Below are 16,016 nucleotides of genomic sequence, written 5' to 3'. Positions count from 1 at the left end.
GGGCTATTATTTAATTATTTTAATGATTAGGCTTCAATTATGCGCCAGGGTTTTTATACCAAGGACGGTAATCCCAAACATTACAGTCAAAGTCTAGGCGGGCCTTTGTAACGACGCTATCATCGTTAAAATTTACCTTGCTTTCGATATGCAACCCTTCTTCCCCTTGTAAGTAGGCATATACAATTCCCTGCAAAGTTTCTGGATCCGCTGCCAGATACCATCCTTTGGGATCTGTTAGCCTAGGATCAATCACCAGTTCAAATTTATTGGCAAACACGTTGACACTACCGGTTGCATTTGCCAGTATGGCTGTCATTAATTTTTCAGCCGTCGTCTGCAATTCTGGTGGTACGACAAGGTATTTGGCCTGAATTGGCATAAAATCCTTTGACGGCGTTGTCTGCCTAAACATGGCCGTACGTGCGGTGGACAGTGAATCTTCATTCAATGCCGCAGCGGCGCCTAAGTTTTTATGCGAAGCGGCTTCAAACATCACCTTGCCGTCTGGGGTCTTGGCATTACCGGTAATCAAAGCCCAAACCTTATCTGCCTGAAAATTGGCCGCACCCTGGGCAATAATAGACGGTAAATAGCTGAATACGCGCAAGTCGTCGTTAATCATGGCTTGACGGGGAATAGAAATCTTTTTCCCGTAAGTCTTTAGCTTGATGCTTGCATTTTCTTCTGTAAGTACTGATGCTTCTTTGTATTCGCCACCTTCTGCGATTTCTTCAAAAGTGACCTTTCCGGAAACCGATAGACCGTTACGCTGGCGGAAGTCGGTGGCAGGCACTGAACTTGCCAGTTTTTTCCAGTCGAAATTTTGGGCTTCGTAAAACTTACGTAAAAAGCGCTGGACAGTTGTTCCCAAAATCAACGGATAATCCGTTGTAGCAATAGCGCGGGTAATAACTTCGCTAGGACTGTAACGGCCAGAACGCTCGCCTTTCATTTCCAGACAACGACGGGCAATATCCACCATTGATGAATGCCTATAGTCCTGTGCGGTCTCTGACATCTCTTTTACGCTACCTGGCTGAACGCGGGACATTATCGCATCAGACATTGCTGCGCGTGTTTGATCAGCTTCGTCACCACGAAGCCTTGCAGATGGCCCACCGATGGGTGTGGTATCTTGTTCTGCCAATTTGTCGATAATTGCGGTACGGGCATTTTCGATGCTTGTGCCATCTTCAATTAATTTGGCAGCAAATTTATCATCCAATTTTGCGGCCCGGACAGCGGACATAATATCGGATGTACGTTTGCGCTCTGACTGTACCGCTTCGCTTCTGACTTGTTCAGCAGTTGGCTGGGCTGTTACAGGTTTTTCAACGGCAGCGGGCGGGGTTTGTTCGCTACGCGTTGCCGGTTGTTCGGTTGGTGCGGCGCCCTGTGGCTCCACTACTGTTTCGTTTTCCATATTGGAACGTGATTTATTATTTAATAAAAAATTTTCGATTAATATTTCGTGTTCAGCGTCTTCTGTTTTCCTGACTTTGCTATTAAAGTCAGCGGGCACCGGCTCTAATGAAATTTCCAAAGGTTCCCAATCAGTAGCCTTGTATGTAGCGACACCGCCTTCTTTTTCTGGTGCTGTCCGAATATACTTATATACATTATACCCACTTGAAATGCTGCGGATAATTCCGGCCTTAATATCCCCCCAGATTCCCGCAAATTCTTGACGTGTGGAAAACAGTATTTTTGCACGGCATTCATGGTCCTTAATATACCAGCTGTCTAAGGCCCCTAATTGGCCGTTTACGCCGTCCCACCGATCATGTCCATTTAATAATGGGATCACACCGGCATCAAGGCGTCCAGCCCTAATATTTGATTTGTTACATACAAGTATTTCATTGAATTTTTCATCCCATCCACGCCGAAACACTGGCGTTTCTGTAGCGAAAACCACTTCAAAAGATTTTTCGTCGTCTGTATCTATGATCGAATTTGAATCGACCATTGCACGGCTGAAAAACCGACCTTCTTGTATTTTTTTATTTGCTTTCACGCTTTCAAATTTCAGTTAAGGTTTTTGGACTATATAGACAATTTACAGACAGCTTAAACTTCCTTGATATCTATTCCATGTGTTTGCCGTAATAGCTTCTTTTTGAGCCTATAAACCCTGTCCTTTCGGGTAAAATCGCTTTTTACATCTTCGACTATTTTCGCGCCGCTTCGATCCATATAAACGAAATCTGCTTTATATGTACAAACCTTTTCACCGTTGACCTTTATAACAAATGGAACCTGCCGTTTTAAATTTGTTATTATTCCGGATTTCTCTTGCAGTGCCAAAACCCTGTACCTATTTCCTTCTTTGATGGAATCAAACTTTATCCCATCGACTTAACATTTTTTATTGCGGTACTTGGGTGTCTTTTGCGTTTTTATTTTTATTAGTCGCATTTTGTATTTTGCTCATAATGGCGAAAAATTGTGTCCAATTTGGCATTAGTCCAGCGGATGAAAAATTGTTCTGATCTTCCGTTATCTCCTTTAACACATCATCTGGATTGTAACCCTGCTGTCTTACAACTTCCTGCCAGCTGGTAAAACCGGCTTGCGTGGCCTTCACTAAGGCGTTAGTTTCTTTAACAGGATCTATCATTTCCCTACGCGGTGCAGTCCAATCCACCCTAACCCCACCTAGATTGATTCCTGTTGATGTCTCTACCGCTTCTAAAAACCATTTATAAACTGGCCCACATAGTTGTGGGATAATCAGCATATTTTGCCAATCGTCTACCTGGCGTTGAAATTCTAACCAGCCCATCCGGCCAGAAGAAAAATTTACATTGGATAGATCTCCGGTATATTGCTCATAGGTTAGCCCGTATCCATTTGCAATGGCCCTGTGTTGTGTTTTGGTATATTCGGAATACCCCTGATTTTGTGGGGGTTGGGTCATTTCTACCGATTCGCCAGCTTTTAGATACGTGATTGTACCGGGTTCCAAGTTTTCTACACGATCATCATTCGAGATAACGCCACCTTCGCCTTCTTCTGATTTATTTGTTACAAATATTGGCATACAGGCCGCTGCCTTTTTGCCTAACAGTTCAGCGTCTTCATAATCGTCAAGATCCCGCTGCTTAAGAATTGTAGCAGACGGAAAAGGAACCCCGCGGTTCTGCTGTGGCCGATCCACTTCAAAAATGTGTATAATGTCCTTGATGTCTACTAAACTACTTTTTAGATTGCCTTCCAAAGGGGAACGATCATAAATCCAGTAGCCAACGATCTTGTTTTTAGAATTATATCTAATTCCATAATAATCATATTCCCCCGTCGTGGGGAAGCCGCCACTGTAGTTATGCTTTGTTTGATCTATGTATTCGCCCTCTAGCAAAAGTATTTGCAACCCGAATTTATTAACAGAAGATTCGACGCGTTTGCGAATAACCAGAATTTCACCGGCTATAACGACGGAACGCATAGCCATTTTTTGCAGGCCATAGAAGTTAAACCTGCCGTCATAATCACATACTAGACTTTCTCCCCAGTCTTTCCAAAGGTCTTTCAGTTGCTTAACTACCGACTTGCTTCGGCCTTTAGGAGTAGGGATAATGCCTGAACCAATTACGTTATTGGCTATCGTTTTAGGTGCTTTCTTGGCATAAGGATTATTAATCGCCAAATTTCTGGACCTAAGAACAAGGTTCTTCTGGTCCCTATGAATCATTTGATTCAATGATTCGTTAGTCTTCCCGTACCATCCGGAGTGGCGATCACCAAATGCCGCGCCTTCATACCGGCGCTGGTGATCTGAAATTAATCGCAATTGGGCCTTATGTGCTGCACGCTTAACCGCCCTTTCGGGGGAAAACTCCTTAATAATTCTATCTATAACACTCATTATTATCTAACCCTTTATTGTAACGGATAGTCTTTTTCCTGTGAAAACTGCGAAGTCCTAATGCAATTTCCATATTGGCGATAATACGTTCCATTTCAACTACGCTACGGTAGTCGATTTCTTTGTCGCCATATTTTACCCTAGTAACTCCCTGGGAGTAGGCCGCTACTATTGCTTTATATTGGTCTAGTGTATATTTTGGTTGAATTACCACCATGATTTTTAATTAGCCGTTGGATAAATTTGCTTCATTATCCACGAATTTTACTATTAAAGAAGCCTCTAATTTAGAAGCAATTGCTTCAATATTCTTTGCATCGTCTGCATATTGTCTATATATTCCCTTTAGGGTATCAAAATTTGCAATAGTATCTATGGAATTACTGTGCGATTTGATTTTAAATAACCGGCAAAAGGTTTCATGCGCATAAGGGGTTAGTGTCTTCAATAGATACAATACTACACTTCGTCGATAAGACATTTCTGTATTACCTTTTCTGCCAGTGTTGTTAAAATACTCACGATCTACATTCCAATAGATACATGCAGCATATACGATTCTGTCTTCGATCGGCTTCTGTAGCCCGTTATAAACTTTTTCTTTCATAATAAAAGGGGTTTATCTATTCCAGTAACTTGTTTTTTTTGCTTTAGGTTTTGGTGCTGTTGTTTTGGCTTTTGGCTTTTCTACATGTACTGTAGAAAATGCCCGTTCCTGTTCCCATCGTTCCGGCGTCCAGCGATCCATGCCAATAACGGCAGCGGCTGCCCGCGCATAAATTCGTGTGTCTAATGGTTCGTTTCTGTCATATTTCTTAACCCAATAGGTTTTATAATACCCACGGGTAGTTTTCTTTGATTCCTGAACTTCCGCAGTTAGTCCACGGAAGTAATGGGGATCCCTTTTCGGAAAATGGCAGTAGCCGTCTGGTATTTCTTCGGGATTTTCCGGATCTATAAATTGTCTTAAAAATCCGTAGGTCTCTGACTTTATAAAGGATGATCCCACATGCCAAACCTTTTGCTTCCCGACCTTTTTTCCATGTTTGACTACATCAATAGCGCGGGGTGCGGAAAAGTAGTTTTCCAAGCTTTCGGATCCCTTTATCGGGATCACTCGCGTGAAAGTATGTTTTCGTTGCCAGGCATATACCTTGCTTGCCAGATAACCGGTATCAATTGCCATTAATCGAAGGGGTAGGGTTGCACCGTCTTCACGCTCCCAAACTTCGTTTACAATTTTGTCAAGTTCCGCCCATACTTCCTTTTTAGAAGGATCGCCGTTTAGTACACGATAATCTATGGACTGGCTTCGCTTTCCTTCCATCCAGCCAACTATTTCGATTTCTAGCCGATCGCCCTGCACATCCACACCGGCAGTAAGAAAGACTACGTCCGCGAATGGTTTGTTAACTGGATAGTCTTCTGCCCGGTCGTAAAGACGTTCCCATTCGGGTGCAGTAGATCTTTGTTTCCACGTCTCACCTAATACTGTATTGTAGAAATTTTTCAGTTTCGGATCATCCCCCTGGGCCTTATCCCATTGTTCTGCAATTTCTGCCCAAGATTTCCAACCGAAAGGGGAATAAAGGGAACTTAAATGATAACCAACTGTAAAGGGGTTTGTTTTTTCGGGTGCGCTTGGCACCCAATATCCGGATGCAAGCATTTCCGTTTTAAACCTTTCTTGGATTCTTTCGTTACAATGGGCGCATTCGTATTCTACTTTGTCATAATTACCTGTTTCCCACCTTAAGTTTTCAAACTTTAGTGTTTGTTCGCACCCGCAAAATGGGCAGGGGACATGATAGTATCTTTTATCTGTAGTTTCAAAATCAGCTTCTATAATGCTTTGCCCCTGAATGGTAGGTGTGCTGATTTCTAATATTTTTTTATTTGGAAAAGTGGCAGTACGTTGTTCGGCCAAACCAGTTGGCGACCCTTCCCCGTCAACATCCATAGGATAACCGTCAGTTTCATCCAACATAAGATAACGAACCGGCATAGATCTAAGCCCCGCACCGGAATTTGCACCCGTCAGTATCAGCATCCCGCCTGGGAACTCCTTTTGATTGATCGTATTTCCTGAATCTTTTGCCCTTGCTGGACGGATCTTTTCACGCAGACGGGGACTTGCTTCGATCATTGGCGCAATTCTCATTTTTGAATTTCGCTTTACGGTTTCATCAGTTGGCATAACTGCTAAAGCCGGACCGGGTGCAACATCAATAACATAACCTATAAAATTTAGGCCGATTTCCGTGGCGCCAACCTGGGCGCCCTTCATTATAATTACTTTCCGGACAATGTTTGTAACAGAAAGATTGTTCATTGGCTCAATCCAATAAGGGGTACGGCTGGACCTGTACGGTCCAGGCTCTGATGCCGACTTGCTATCCAGCATTCGATGGCTATCGGCCCATTCCGTGACTGTTAGTCGCGGTTCAGGTCGTAATCCCTCTATAAATCCTGATATTAAGCTAGCTGTCTCCATCACGTGGTGTGAAATCAATTTCTTTTTTCGTTAAATCTTCTAAGATGTCATAAAGGGCAGCCGATAGGATCCCGTACGCTTCCTGTCGGGATTTTGCCGCCAATATTGCATCAATGTGTCTGTCAGGAATCGCAAGCAAGGCGGTACGAACCTGCTGCCCGTAGACAAAAAGCTGCTTATGAACCTCGACCCTGTCTACTAATTCCCCCTTCCTTTTTTTAAGATCCAGCAGCGATGCCTGAAATTTTAATAATTCGGTCCCGCGCCTGATATCGGCATAACTGCTGTTTTTGTTTATCTCGACGGGGCCGGAAGATCCCTGCGGGGATTCTGTTTTTCTCGTATTGTTTTGGATCAGCTTTTCAACATTGTTTTGCATATGGATTTTTCCCCATTCTGCATTTGCTGCCTGAACAATAATTTTCTTTTCCTTAGAATCCCACCCGCGCTTGATCTTGCCTTCCTTTATGGCCTTCCGTACCGCTTCATTGCTAACTCCGATACGGGTTGCATATTCCCGTTGCGATACCCGTTCCTGTCTTGGTCTAGCCATATCTATAAGAGTTCGTTAAGCATTTGCACAATGGTTTCGCCGTCGGTATGCAACCCATTTTCTTTTTTATATTTAGCAAAACGGCGTCCATCGCTTTCGGACAGTGCGGCTACAATTTGAAACATTGTCGGTGTTTCGTCCCCTTCGTCGATTTCGGCGGCCTCGGAATTTTTTGAATTATCTTCTGGTTCGTCCGATTCTTCGTCATAATCGGATTTGGTTTCTAACAGGAAAGGATCTTCGCTGCCCAGGTCAATTGCCAAATCCGTTAATTCTAAATCGAAGTCAAATTCAAGATCCTTTAAAAGCTCTACATCAAAATTTAGGTTTGCCTGGCTGACCCTATTGTCAGCAATTGCTAATTCTCGCCCGATTTTACTATCAATATCAACATCGGTTCGCTGGGAGACAACTAAGGTTTTCCCGTCAGTAGGGACAATGACAACATTTTCAATGCCCAATGCCTTCATTTTTTTCACTGTCTGGTTTCCGGCAATAATCCTGTTGTTCCTATCTACCAAAATACCCCTGCCGACACCGTATTTATTTAAAGAGGTTTCTAATAATTCGCCCCCCAAATCGGTACCCTTGTTGGCATTCCGGTTGTCTAACACCAAATCGCATAATTTGGCAGTTTTTATTTGGTTGACGGTTTTATTCTGTAACTCAACATTGGCGCTATTTTCAGCCGTTTTTTTTCTCATGGTTTTTCTATTCTGGTTGACACCCCCAAAAAATCCTAACACTATCGAACTTTCGCGGTTGTACCCACCCGCATCGCTGCCCTTTCAGAAGGACCCAAATACTAACGAACGTTATCGTTTGTTTGTTAGTATTTTCGCTGGGTCGAAAATTCGTGAAATCGTTAGTTTTATGGACTGTCGATCCCGGTGATGAACAATTATTTTTTTAGTTTGGAAAGTCTGTATTGCAGTTCGTGTTCTAATGCCCGCGGGAATCCTTCTTTAACTATATCCCTTATCTTCTGCAAGGAATCTTTGTTAATAACGGCTGTGTGAACGGAGACAGACACCATATCCCGAATGGGTAGATCATTGCCTGTATTGGCTACCCGTTGGTGTCTACGCTGAAAGCCCCGGTCTACATAATTACCGCGGCCAAATACACCGACAATAGATCTGGTCATAAAGGCATAGGGGATCATTTTACGCACTCCTTTATGAACTTCCAAGCTTACGCCATTGCCAGCATTGCTATTACGCCGACGGCGATCTTTTGTCTTTACCTGACCACGCCGGGTTACACTAATGGTTTGCGTGGGCATCTCATATTTGGGGGAAAATGTCGTAACGGGTAATGGGCGCGAGTCAGCACCCAACTTTGCAGTTAGGGTGCTACTATTAGATCGTAAATAGTCGACGACCTTTAAGCTTCTTTGGGGAATATTATATTCATCGGAAACGGCCCGTCTTGCGGCCGTTCTACCCTTTGCCATTGTTTTATTGATGGCACTTGAAATACCTTTGTGAAGCTCCTTTTTTGAAAGGGCTTCACCTAGTTTCTGATAATCCTGTATTGCCTGTTTTGTATCGACTACTATCATTTGTCGGGATTTTATACAAAAAGGTGCGTTGCGAATGCAATTGCAATACAAGCAATTAATTACAGATTCTCAAAGCAATTATTTTGATTATGTACAGTAAACCGTCCTAATTCCAAATTTTTGCGCTATTTCAAGTTCGGTCCTTGCTCCCTGACTATCCACCCAGCACGGTAGCAAATGTATTTCGTCGCACTCCATTAGATTGCCGACACATAGACGCATGATCTTGTTCCTGTCTGATTCGTCGGTTAGTGGCGCCCATCCAAAGGACTTTCTAAACTCGTTTACTTCGGAAACATAGGCATAAGGATTAAAGGGTAAGTACCCCTTTGCCCTCAAAGCGATTTCATATTCCAAAAATTTTTGCTCAACAAAAACCGGGTCTAAACCAGAAATCTTACCAGCTATGTACACTTTAACAAGACCTGATGCCGCATCTATTGGCGGCATCAGGGTATTAATTTTGCTTTCTTTAATTATAAATTCCATTCTAACATTCTTTTGTTGTTAATTCCTTGCCACCATTAAAGTAATTTGGGTAATCCCGGCATAAAACCCGGCGACCCAATACGTCCTGTAAACCATGTAAGTGATTAATCCACTCGGTTAGTTCCGCTGGATGACTTCGGGGCAAAGCCAAAAAGCTATTATGCGCCTTTACTATTAAGTCCATTACAATCCGCTCGTCTACAGTAAATGGTTCTTTCATGGTCAATCGACTTTGCTGGTTGCGCCTTCTGACTGGTTTAAGAATAAAACCCGATCCAATTCAGCAGCTATCCAAGCCCCGGCAATGCGCAGCTGGTCTTGATAAGGCAGGCTTATAAGGTTTTGCCAATATTGGGTGTTAAATGCTGGGGGTGCAGGCCATCCTTTAAGGAGTTTAAACGCAATAGAATCAAACCTGCATCCAGTTTCATCCGTATAGCCTGCATCATGTTCCGGCGTATAACCTTTGCTAATCTGCTTTGCCCTTTCGGAAGATATAAGCCCAATAGCATCAATTTGGGCGACTGGTTTTAAGTAATCGCATAAAAAACAGCCGCTAAAACCATCTAAGAACACGACTTCCTGACCGCATTTGTCGATGTAACTATCAGTTTGGCAAGTCCATATTCTATTTTTATACTTCGGCAGGGTTGATTCTGCGCAGCCTTCCATAATTACTTGATCCCCGATTTTTAAGTTTTTCATATTTGTTTATTTTTTATATATTTTTCTGATAGCAATATGAAGCCCGAATTTTTCTAATACTTCGGTTTGCAATTGCTTGTTTCCCTTTCTTTGCTTTCATCAGAATTGATGTAGTCGTATGCCTTTTCAAGTCTACCCCTCAAATTTTGGGGTATATTGATACAGAAGTACTGAAACTCTCTAGTGAAAGGCTTTGTTGATACTTTTGGCAAGGCGTTACTGGTTTCCGTTTCCAGTGCGGTTTAATTTTAGATAATGTCTTTTTGCGATGCGTCCGACCAATCCCCTGAACGAATATAATTTTCGACGTTCAAAAGGGTATTGCTTCCCAATTATATGGCTTGACCTCATTTGCCTAATAAACTTCTTTTTCTTTTGCTTGGTAGTGAACATGTGTTATTTGTTTATGCCCGAAAGCGTTAATTAAATTTGAAAGGGATAATATCTTTTTTTAGATACAACGGGTGTGCGGGATTCCCGGACTTATTTACCTTTCTTACCGGTAGTGTCCTTTGGATCAGGGATCCATATCTGATATAAAGACTGCGCCAATGTGCGGGAATCCGCATCACGGGGTTGGCCGCCCTTTGCCTTGCTGAAATTTGTACATTCCAATGAAGCCCATAGGATAACCTTTGCATCCGGATATAATGCCCGGTAATGGTCTACTATTCGTTTAAGGCAATACAGGTTAAGGGTCCTAATATCTTCTTCAAAATGCAATACATGGGGATGATTACGCCAATGGCTTAATATGGCTACAGGATCGTGATTAACACATGCAACAATTTTGGCTATGCCGCCAGCCATTTCAAAGCCCGTTGTTGTCCCACCGGCACCACAGAAAAGATCTACTACAATAAACTTGGGCGGGATTTCTTCGGCAACAATTCTGGAAAGTATTTCGTCTATATTGTCCCTTGTTACTTTTATTTTGGATAGATCAGGGGCTAATACTGTTTTAGTTTTCATATCTTACAGTTCGTTTATTGGTCAATATTTTTCTTCACAGAAGATCCCACAATCCGGCATTTTTAACGACGCCATTGGACGACCTTTCGCATCTGGGGGCAGTTCATCAAGAAATATCCTTTTCCCTTTGTATTTTACAAGCCTGCATCCAATCCGCCTTGATTGCTCTGCCCGCTCTTTAAATACATCCGGATGCACTGCCCTAACGTGATTCCAGTACGTAGGGGAGCTGGATTTAACACACCCTATACAATTTGCATTTGGATAACCCAACTTATATATTAATGGCAACTCAATACCGGCCGATAGGATTATATCAAAACAATCCTGTTTGCTTAGTCCAAGATCACCTAAAATATTAAGGGTGTTTGACCTTTCGGTCCTTACAAATCTCTCATACCGGCTCCGTTCCTCTGCCGTGAATCCCATTACGATAAAATCAAAGTGATTGTTTTTCTCCCATTCCTGACGGGCAGCCTTCTTTAGGTCCCTGGTGCATCGTGCGCCACCCACGCCACTCATATATTTTTCTTTATTCCAAACCTCTACACATGAATGGTTTGGGTATTTTGGATTAATCTGGCTTTCGATTGGCAGCCCCAACCATCTTTCGATTTCTTTCAGAAACCGCTGATTGTCGGCATCTTCTTCTTTAATTGGGTTATTTACAATCCGAATTGTACATATATGGCTATATTGTTCAATAGCCTTTCTAGCAGCTACCGCGCTTGCAGCACCGCAACTAAACCATACTACAATTGTATCACCTTGTTCGGGTGTCATGACTTTTATATTTTAGAAATTCATTAAATACTGTGCTATGGCGCCCAGCAATCAAATACATCGTTAGGGTTTATCTGATAGGGTTTTTCTGACGGGTTTTCTTCGTCCCATAGTTTCTTTGCAGCTTCCTGGGCCAGTTGGGCATATTTTATCTGGTATTTGGAAAGTGCAATTGCCCGGTTGCACCTATGGATATATGATTGCAGGGCTTCCTTTCTAGTGCGATAGGCGAAAGGACGGCGGGTTTTCTTACCCACCCGCTTTTCCTTGCCATACATCCCGTGTTCACGCACTATATAAAAACATGGGGTTTCGCGTATGACTTTGAATTTCCTGTCCCATATCCGTACATTTGAAGTCCCGTCGCCATTGGTTAGGGATTCAGATGGACAATTCCTTTCAAACCGATACAAGACGGTTACTTTTTGATCTTCCATAATTGGCACTTTGTTTAGTCTAGAATAAAATTGATAGTTCGCAGCTGCTCCTTTAGGTGTTGGATATTGTGCATTTTATCAAATGCAGCACGCAGGGGCTTATCATTGAAAGGAGATCCACACCGGCGGTAGTGCGCCTGATAGCTTAATGAAAAGTTAGCCAGAACCGTTTGAAGGCGGTCCCGTTCCGATTCTAAAAAGCCATTTTTACCCCCCCGTTTCAAGATATAGGCGGATCTTGTTAAGGTATTCCACTCGCTTGGTTACCCTTTTCTTTCGGCGGGTCATTGCTTTAAAGTCTCTACCACCTTGGGATGTTAATATCGGTGTGTCCAATTCAGACACCGCTTCGCTAATTAGCGTTTTGATTTGTCCTATTGTTTTCATTTTTAACTATTTAAATATTTGTGACCAAAAATTATTTTTTATCATACCGGCAGGCAACGTCCAGACAATTGCATTTTTAAGGCTCCCGAATTTCATTTGCGCCGCCCGTGGACGGGACTTTATATATTCCATTGCCGCCGATCTATAAGGCTCCGGAAGCGTGGAGATATGGTCTAATATGGTTTTCATCCTTTTAAATTTTAATTGGTTTTCCAAAATGCTTTGTTGCTGCCCGTTGAACTTCCCTTTTGGTTGCTTTAGGCTTTTTAGCCCAATAGTTTTCAACAAAGGATTTTATTCTTTGCCCTTCCGGTAGGGGGGGCAGGGCTTACTTAGTTCCTGAATATCCAGATCGGGGAAATCGTCTTTGTTTTTCATTTAATTTTTACTTTATGGTGATTGATATTGCCTTTACCCCATCTAGTGTAAAAGGCTCCATGTCTGAAAAATCGGCGTCCTCGGAAAGCATATCGATCAGACTTTGAAAGGCCTCCTGCTCTACTGTTTCTTTAGGTTCATTGGTATCAACCCCACAGGTGCCGATGCGCAGATCACCATTAAACCACTCTATAGAATAACTAAGCGTGTATTTAGCCATTAGATACCTCCTTGAGTTGTTGATTGTTTATTTCGGTTTGCAGAAACGCTTCGATAAGCAATTCAGTGTCCTGTGCTTCGTCGGTCAAGTCGTAGAATTCACTTCCGGGTGTGCAGTCAGGATGATTGACCATTGAAAGTTTTAGGCTCCTAATAGTATGTAAAGCCTTCTTAAGTAATTCATTCATTTTACTTTATTTAAAGGTTTTTATAAAATGTCATCCATATAGTATGTCCATTTTTGCTTGTCGGATGCCCGAATAATGGTTTTTGCGGCAGGATAGAAAGCAGATCATTTACTTTGATCTGGGATTCATTCCACTTAAAAATTAATAACCCGTTTGGCTCTAAAACTCGCATACATTCTTTGAAGCCTTCTAAGATGTCCATTTCCCAGGTAAAGCCTAATACACCGTATTTTTTAGCCATGTATGAACTTTTACCCAGATTTTTTAAATGCGGGGGATCAAAAACCACCAACTTAAAGGCTTCATCGTCAAAAGGCATATTCCGGAAATCAGAAACGATATCGGGGTTTATTACTAATTTTCGCCCATCGCATAAGACGTGATCTTCCTTCCGTATATCGTTAAACAGTACCAGAGGGTTATTTTTGTCAAACCAGAACATCCTAGATCCGCAACAAGCGTCTAATATTTTTTTATCTGTCATTGATCCTTAATTATTTGTGATATAATTTCATGCAGCCAAGGTGTGCCATGTGCAAAATCATTGATTGATCCCATTTGAAATTGAAAAGCCTTTCCGGCCATCTATGGCAACATATCCGATTATCTTCATTCACGTAAAGCAATCCAAAACATCCAGGGACTATACTTTCTGCTAGTGGCAGAAGCTTTTTAGGTACAACATAGTAGAAATACTTTAATCGCTTGTAGTACTGGTTTAATCCGGATTGCTGATCTGTAATTACCGCCATCAAATGCGGCTTTTTAAGATCCCTTCGCAGGTCACCGGCACTAACTTTGATCTCATACCCGGTTGCATAACCTGATTTGGTTATAGACAGCATGTCGGTTTCAAAACCAAGATACTTGTATGAACCCTGTACCCGTGGGATAACGATATTTTGCAGATATTTACCGTGTCTGGCTATTTTCAATTCGACTTCCCTTGTTGTTAGCATATCTAAAAAATTAACTTCTTACCGGCTTTCTTTTGGTCGGCAAAAAATTCGGCTACTGCTAACCGGCGGGCAATGTTTTTAACCGTTTCCGTTTTATCCTTTGCCTTTTCGATTGCCTTTTCCAGTGCCTGGGTAAACAAATTGGATTTTTCCACTAGATCCCCGTAGATCTTGATCGCTTCTTTGTGCAGCTTCTGCTTATGTTCCGTAGTAATCCGGATCATCTGCTTTGATTCCAGATAATGGTAAAAATGCACGGGGATTAAATTGGGATTGTATTGCTGGGCTACGCAATAGGATCCGTAGGAATAATTGATAAAGTCCTTTAGGTCCCGTTCCTTTTCTTCCGGCGTCAATGTCCGTTCATTGGATAGTGCAGCCTCCTTGCCCAATACCCTAAAAGCTTCTTTCCGGCTTTCGCTGAATAGATAGGATTTAACGAAGGAAACAAAGGTCTTACAGTTCAACCCGTAATAATCCCCATATTCATCATACACACCGGCATACAATGCGGCTTTAACTTCCGCAATGGATATTCGGGGATAGGTAGACATCAATTTTTTATAGAATTCGTCTGCATAGATCCCGATCGTTGCCGTGTCCAACTTCTGACCGGCAATAGTGGTTATTCCGACAATGATTGTGACCAGGTCGTTAACAACCATCCCGGCAGGCTGATCTGCGATCTTAGGCATCAACCCGGCTGCGACTATTTCCCGATGCCGTTCCGGCAGCTTTGGTAAAATGTCCCGTTGCAAGGCAATGGCATTATCTGATTTAACTAATTGATTCATAAAACATTCTTTTACTACTGTTGGTATTTTTTCGCTAGCATTTCACGGGCGGCATCTGCGGCCCGCTGGTTATGCTCTATAACCGATTCTTTACCCGGTGGCGGCTTCGGCTTTTCCTTACTGGTCCTGTATCTGGAAAATATATTTTGGAAATACCTTTCGATTTGGGATAGTTGGTAGGTAGAGAAAAACGAATCTTTGGAAATGAAGTCTACGACTTCGGCCCAGATCATTAAAATTTGCTGCATAGCAGCCTGATCTTCGACATTTAATCCCCCTGCCTGTGCGATTGTCTTCCCGATCTGGAAAAGTGCCTTAAAATCGATGTCTTTTCGCGAAATGTAATTTGGGTTTACCCGCATGTAGGCAGACATCATTTCCGGCACTAAGTATTTTTCCCGTTCCCGCTCCGAAAATTCAGGATCGACATTTTCACAAAAGGTTTTTTCTTTTTCCCCCACACCCCCTATATCTTTTTCTAAAATATTTCTATTTCTATTTCTATTTTCATTTTCCATATGTATATACATATGATTTGTCGTATGATTTTCATATGATTTATCATATGATTTTTTACGTCCAGATTTGTTGTTGCTTCGGCTGGCGCAGTACCTCTGACGCTTCAATTGTTCACGTTCAAGCCTTTCATTAAAAAACAGTCCGTCAGGATCCTGTTTAAATTTCTTTTGGAGGGTAGGCCATGCCTGACCAAAGTCCGATCCAAGACAAATTTTTATTTCTTCTAATGAAAGATGCCCATTATTAAATTGCGCGTCCAGCACTTCCATGTAACACCCCTTTAAAAAACGGCTTAATAAGCTGGTGCCAGATTTCCAGTCACCCCAATACCACAATACTGCTGGATCTTTTGCCATAATTTGTAGTGCTTTCTCTCTTTTTAATATTCCTTATTGCATCGCCGCTGTATTGGCGTTGGGGTTTTCCCCTTTGTACCTGGAATGCTTGATAACCCCCTTTTTACCCTTTCCGAATACCTTATCGTATTTTTCGGCGTCGTAGATCTTCCCGTCTACCGTTTCGTAGTACTTGACGCCATCCTGTTTAAAGGCTCTTTTTAATACCGGTTTGGTATGGAATGGGCGTTCGACGATGAACTTTAAGATCTTCCGATTTTCAACACCATCAATTTTTTGCTTCATTGGTTTGGGCTTTTCTTTTGGTGGATTTAGTTTCCGTGCCAGATACCGGCGCCGATTGTCGGC

The 16,016-nt window shown here is 42.3% G+C and carries 23 protein-coding genes; all 23 read right to left on the bottom strand.

From position 1 onward, the window contains the following. Positions 1–37 precede the first annotated feature (37 nt). The 23 genes from K9M52_RS04360 to K9M52_RS04255 all read right to left on the bottom strand — a co-directional run bounded on the left by K9M52_RS04360 (position 38) and on the right by K9M52_RS04255 (position 15,953). Positions 38–2,020 carry a prohead protease/major capsid protein fusion protein gene (locus K9M52_RS04360; protein WP_224070841.1) on the bottom strand — a complete coding sequence of 661 codons (1,983 nt, stop codon included), beginning with the start codon at positions 2,018–2,020 and terminating at the stop codon, positions 38–40. A 53-nt stretch (positions 2,021–2,073) separates the two neighbouring features. Further along, on the bottom strand, positions 2,074–2,352 hold the full coding sequence (locus K9M52_RS19170; protein WP_224071856.1) for a DUF1064 domain-containing protein: 279 nt from the start codon (positions 2,350–2,352) through the stop codon (positions 2,074–2,076). A 19-nt stretch (positions 2,353–2,371) separates the two neighbouring features. Beyond that, positions 2,372–3,871 (bottom strand): phage portal protein, encoded by a 1,500-nt coding sequence (locus K9M52_RS04350; protein ID WP_224070840.1) that lies wholly within the window; start codon positions 3,869–3,871, stop codon positions 2,372–2,374. Continuing rightward, positions 3,855–4,088 (bottom strand): phage head-tail joining protein, encoded by a 234-nt coding sequence (locus tag K9M52_RS19165; protein ID WP_394369840.1) that lies wholly within the window; start codon positions 4,086–4,088, stop codon positions 3,855–3,857. Before K9M52_RS19165 ends, K9M52_RS04350 begins: the two co-directional genes overlap by 17 nt. 9 nt (positions 4,089–4,097) lie before the next feature. Continuing rightward, a complete protein-coding gene (locus K9M52_RS04345; protein WP_224070839.1) occupies positions 4,098–4,478 on the bottom strand; it encodes a hypothetical protein in 381 nt (126 codons plus the stop codon). A gap of 12 nt (positions 4,479–4,490) precedes the next feature. Further along, positions 4,491–6,275, bottom strand: a complete 1,785-nt coding sequence (locus K9M52_RS04340; RefSeq protein WP_224070838.1) for a phage terminase large subunit family protein — start codon at positions 6,273–6,275, stop codon at positions 4,491–4,493. 76 nt (positions 6,276–6,351) lie between these two features. Then, positions 6,352–6,918: a hypothetical protein gene (locus tag K9M52_RS04335; RefSeq protein WP_224070837.1), complete on the bottom strand. Its 567-nt coding sequence runs from the start codon at positions 6,916–6,918 to the stop codon at positions 6,352–6,354. 2 nt (positions 6,919–6,920) lie between these two features. Next, on the bottom strand, positions 6,921–7,622 hold the full coding sequence (locus K9M52_RS04330; protein ID WP_224070836.1) for a ParB N-terminal domain-containing protein: 702 nt from the start codon (positions 7,620–7,622) through the stop codon (positions 6,921–6,923). 197 nt (positions 7,623–7,819) lie between these two features. Then, entirely contained in the window at positions 7,820–8,482 is a 663-nt protein-coding gene (locus K9M52_RS04325) for a phage tail protein (RefSeq protein ID WP_224070835.1), read from the bottom strand. Between the two features lie 87 nt (positions 8,483–8,569). Next, the gene (locus K9M52_RS04320; protein WP_224070834.1) at positions 8,570–8,971 is read right to left on the bottom strand and encodes a DUF4406 domain-containing protein; all 402 of its coding nucleotides are present in this window, start codon (positions 8,969–8,971) and stop codon (positions 8,570–8,572) included. Between the two features lies 1 nt (position 8,972). Then, on the bottom strand, positions 8,973–9,191 hold the full coding sequence (locus tag K9M52_RS04315) for a hypothetical protein (RefSeq protein ID WP_224070833.1): 219 nt from the start codon (positions 9,189–9,191) through the stop codon (positions 8,973–8,975). Positions 9,192–9,193: 2 nt separating this feature from the next. After that, entirely contained in the window at positions 9,194–9,676 is a 483-nt protein-coding gene (locus K9M52_RS04310) for a hypothetical protein (protein ID WP_224070832.1), read from the bottom strand. A gap of 483 nt (positions 9,677–10,159) precedes the next feature. Beyond that, entirely contained in the window at positions 10,160–10,648 is a 489-nt protein-coding gene (locus K9M52_RS04305; protein ID WP_224070831.1) for a DNA cytosine methyltransferase, read from the bottom strand. A gap of 21 nt (positions 10,649–10,669) precedes the next feature. Then, positions 10,670–11,431 carry a hypothetical protein gene (locus tag K9M52_RS04300; RefSeq protein ID WP_224070830.1) on the bottom strand — a complete coding sequence of 254 codons (762 nt, stop codon included), beginning with the start codon at positions 11,429–11,431 and terminating at the stop codon, positions 10,670–10,672. Between the two features lie 35 nt (positions 11,432–11,466). After that, entirely contained in the window at positions 11,467–11,868 is a 402-nt protein-coding gene (locus K9M52_RS04295; protein ID WP_224070829.1) for a hypothetical protein, read from the bottom strand. Between the two features lie 393 nt (positions 11,869–12,261). Next, positions 12,262–12,444, bottom strand: coding sequence for a hypothetical protein (locus K9M52_RS04290; protein ID WP_224070828.1), 183 nt, complete (start codon positions 12,442–12,444; stop codon positions 12,262–12,264). Between the two features lie 196 nt (positions 12,445–12,640). Next, the gene (locus K9M52_RS04285; RefSeq protein WP_224070827.1) at positions 12,641–12,853 is read right to left on the bottom strand and encodes a hypothetical protein; all 213 of its coding nucleotides are present in this window, start codon (positions 12,851–12,853) and stop codon (positions 12,641–12,643) included. Further along, positions 12,846–13,040, bottom strand: a complete 195-nt coding sequence (locus K9M52_RS04280; protein ID WP_224070826.1) for a hypothetical protein — start codon at positions 13,038–13,040, stop codon at positions 12,846–12,848. The genes K9M52_RS04285 and K9M52_RS04280 overlap by 8 nt, the downstream gene beginning before the upstream one ends. Positions 13,041–13,050: 10 nt before the next feature. Next, complete coding sequence (locus K9M52_RS04275; RefSeq protein ID WP_224070825.1) at positions 13,051–13,524, bottom strand: class I SAM-dependent methyltransferase; 474 nt, start codon at positions 13,522–13,524, stop codon at positions 13,051–13,053. 10 nt (positions 13,525–13,534) lie between these two features. Beyond that, positions 13,535–13,999: a hypothetical protein gene (locus K9M52_RS04270; RefSeq protein ID WP_224070824.1), complete on the bottom strand. Its 465-nt coding sequence runs from the start codon at positions 13,997–13,999 to the stop codon at positions 13,535–13,537. Between the two features lie 2 nt (positions 14,000–14,001). After that, entirely contained in the window at positions 14,002–14,793 is a 792-nt protein-coding gene (locus K9M52_RS04265) for a hypothetical protein (RefSeq protein WP_224070823.1), read from the bottom strand. Positions 14,794–14,807: 14 nt separating this feature from the next. Beyond that, on the bottom strand, positions 14,808–15,668 hold the full coding sequence (locus tag K9M52_RS04260; protein ID WP_224070822.1) for a YdaU family protein: 861 nt from the start codon (positions 15,666–15,668) through the stop codon (positions 14,808–14,810). 33 nt (positions 15,669–15,701) lie between these two features. Continuing rightward, on the bottom strand, positions 15,702–15,953 hold the full coding sequence (locus tag K9M52_RS04255) for a hypothetical protein (RefSeq protein ID WP_224070821.1): 252 nt from the start codon (positions 15,951–15,953) through the stop codon (positions 15,702–15,704). Positions 15,954–16,016 lie beyond the last annotated feature (63 nt).

The organism is Arachidicoccus terrestris, assembly GCF_020042345.1.
Lineage (GTDB): Bacteria > Bacteroidota > Bacteroidia > Chitinophagales > Chitinophagaceae > Arachidicoccus > Arachidicoccus terrestris.
The sequence above is the reverse complement of the archived record's forward strand: the minus strand, read 5'-3'. Positions and strand labels throughout refer to the sequence as shown.

Bases quoted from the DNA above. Each gene is read 5' to 3' on its own strand.
- K9M52_RS04290 (WP_224070828.1), bottom strand. From the start codon at position 12,444: ATGAAAACCATATTAGACCATATCTCCACGCTTCCGGAGCCTTATAGA.
- K9M52_RS04280 (WP_224070826.1), bottom strand. From the start codon at position 13,040: ATGAATGAATTACTTAAGAAGGCTTTACATACTATTAGGAGCCTAAAA.
- K9M52_RS04320 (WP_224070834.1), bottom strand. From the start codon at position 8,971: ATGGAATTTATAATTAAAGAAAGCAAAATTAATACCCTGATGCCGCCA.
- K9M52_RS19165 (WP_394369840.1), bottom strand. From the start codon at position 4,088: ATGGTGGTAATTCAACCAAAATATACACTAGACCAATATAAAGCAATA.
- K9M52_RS04275 (WP_224070825.1), bottom strand. From the start codon at position 13,524: ATGACAGATAAAAAAATATTAGACGCTTGTTGCGGATCTAGGATGTTC.
- K9M52_RS04340 (WP_224070838.1), bottom strand. From the start codon at position 6,275: ATGCTGGATAGCAAGTCGGCATCAGAGCCTGGACCGTACAGGTCCAGC.
- K9M52_RS04255 (WP_224070821.1), bottom strand. From the start codon at position 15,953: ATGAAGCAAAAAATTGATGGTGTTGAAAATCGGAAGATCTTAAAGTTC.
- K9M52_RS04345 (WP_224070839.1), bottom strand. From the start codon at position 4,478: ATGAAAGAAAAAGTTTATAACGGGCTACAGAAGCCGATCGAAGACAGA.
- K9M52_RS04315 (WP_224070833.1), bottom strand. From the start codon at position 9,191: ATGAAAGAACCATTTACTGTAGACGAGCGGATTGTAATGGACTTAATA.
- K9M52_RS04350 (WP_224070840.1), bottom strand. From the start codon at position 3,871: ATGAGTGTTATAGATAGAATTATTAAGGAGTTTTCCCCCGAAAGGGCG.
- K9M52_RS04265 (WP_224070823.1), bottom strand. From the start codon at position 14,793: ATGAATCAATTAGTTAAATCAGATAATGCCATTGCCTTGCAACGGGAC.
- K9M52_RS04330 (WP_224070836.1), bottom strand. From the start codon at position 7,622: ATGAGAAAAAAAACGGCTGAAAATAGCGCCAATGTTGAGTTACAGAAT.
- K9M52_RS04260 (WP_224070822.1), bottom strand. From the start codon at position 15,668: ATGGCAAAAGATCCAGCAGTATTGTGGTATTGGGGTGACTGGAAATCT.
- K9M52_RS04300 (WP_224070830.1), bottom strand. From the start codon at position 11,431: ATGACACCCGAACAAGGTGATACAATTGTAGTATGGTTTAGTTGCGGT.
- K9M52_RS04325 (WP_224070835.1), bottom strand. From the start codon at position 8,482: ATGATAGTAGTCGATACAAAACAGGCAATACAGGATTATCAGAAACTA.
- K9M52_RS04285 (WP_224070827.1), bottom strand. From the start codon at position 12,853: ATGGCTAAATACACGCTTAGTTATTCTATAGAGTGGTTTAATGGTGAT.
- K9M52_RS04310 (WP_224070832.1), bottom strand. From the start codon at position 9,676: ATGAAAAACTTAAAAATCGGGGATCAAGTAATTATGGAAGGCTGCGCA.
- K9M52_RS04270 (WP_224070824.1), bottom strand. From the start codon at position 13,999: ATGCTAACAACAAGGGAAGTCGAATTGAAAATAGCCAGACACGGTAAA.
- K9M52_RS04335 (WP_224070837.1), bottom strand. From the start codon at position 6,918: ATGGCTAGACCAAGACAGGAACGGGTATCGCAACGGGAATATGCAACC.
- K9M52_RS04305 (WP_224070831.1), bottom strand. From the start codon at position 10,648: ATGAAAACTAAAACAGTATTAGCCCCTGATCTATCCAAAATAAAAGTA.
- K9M52_RS04295 (WP_224070829.1), bottom strand. From the start codon at position 11,868: ATGGAAGATCAAAAAGTAACCGTCTTGTATCGGTTTGAAAGGAATTGT.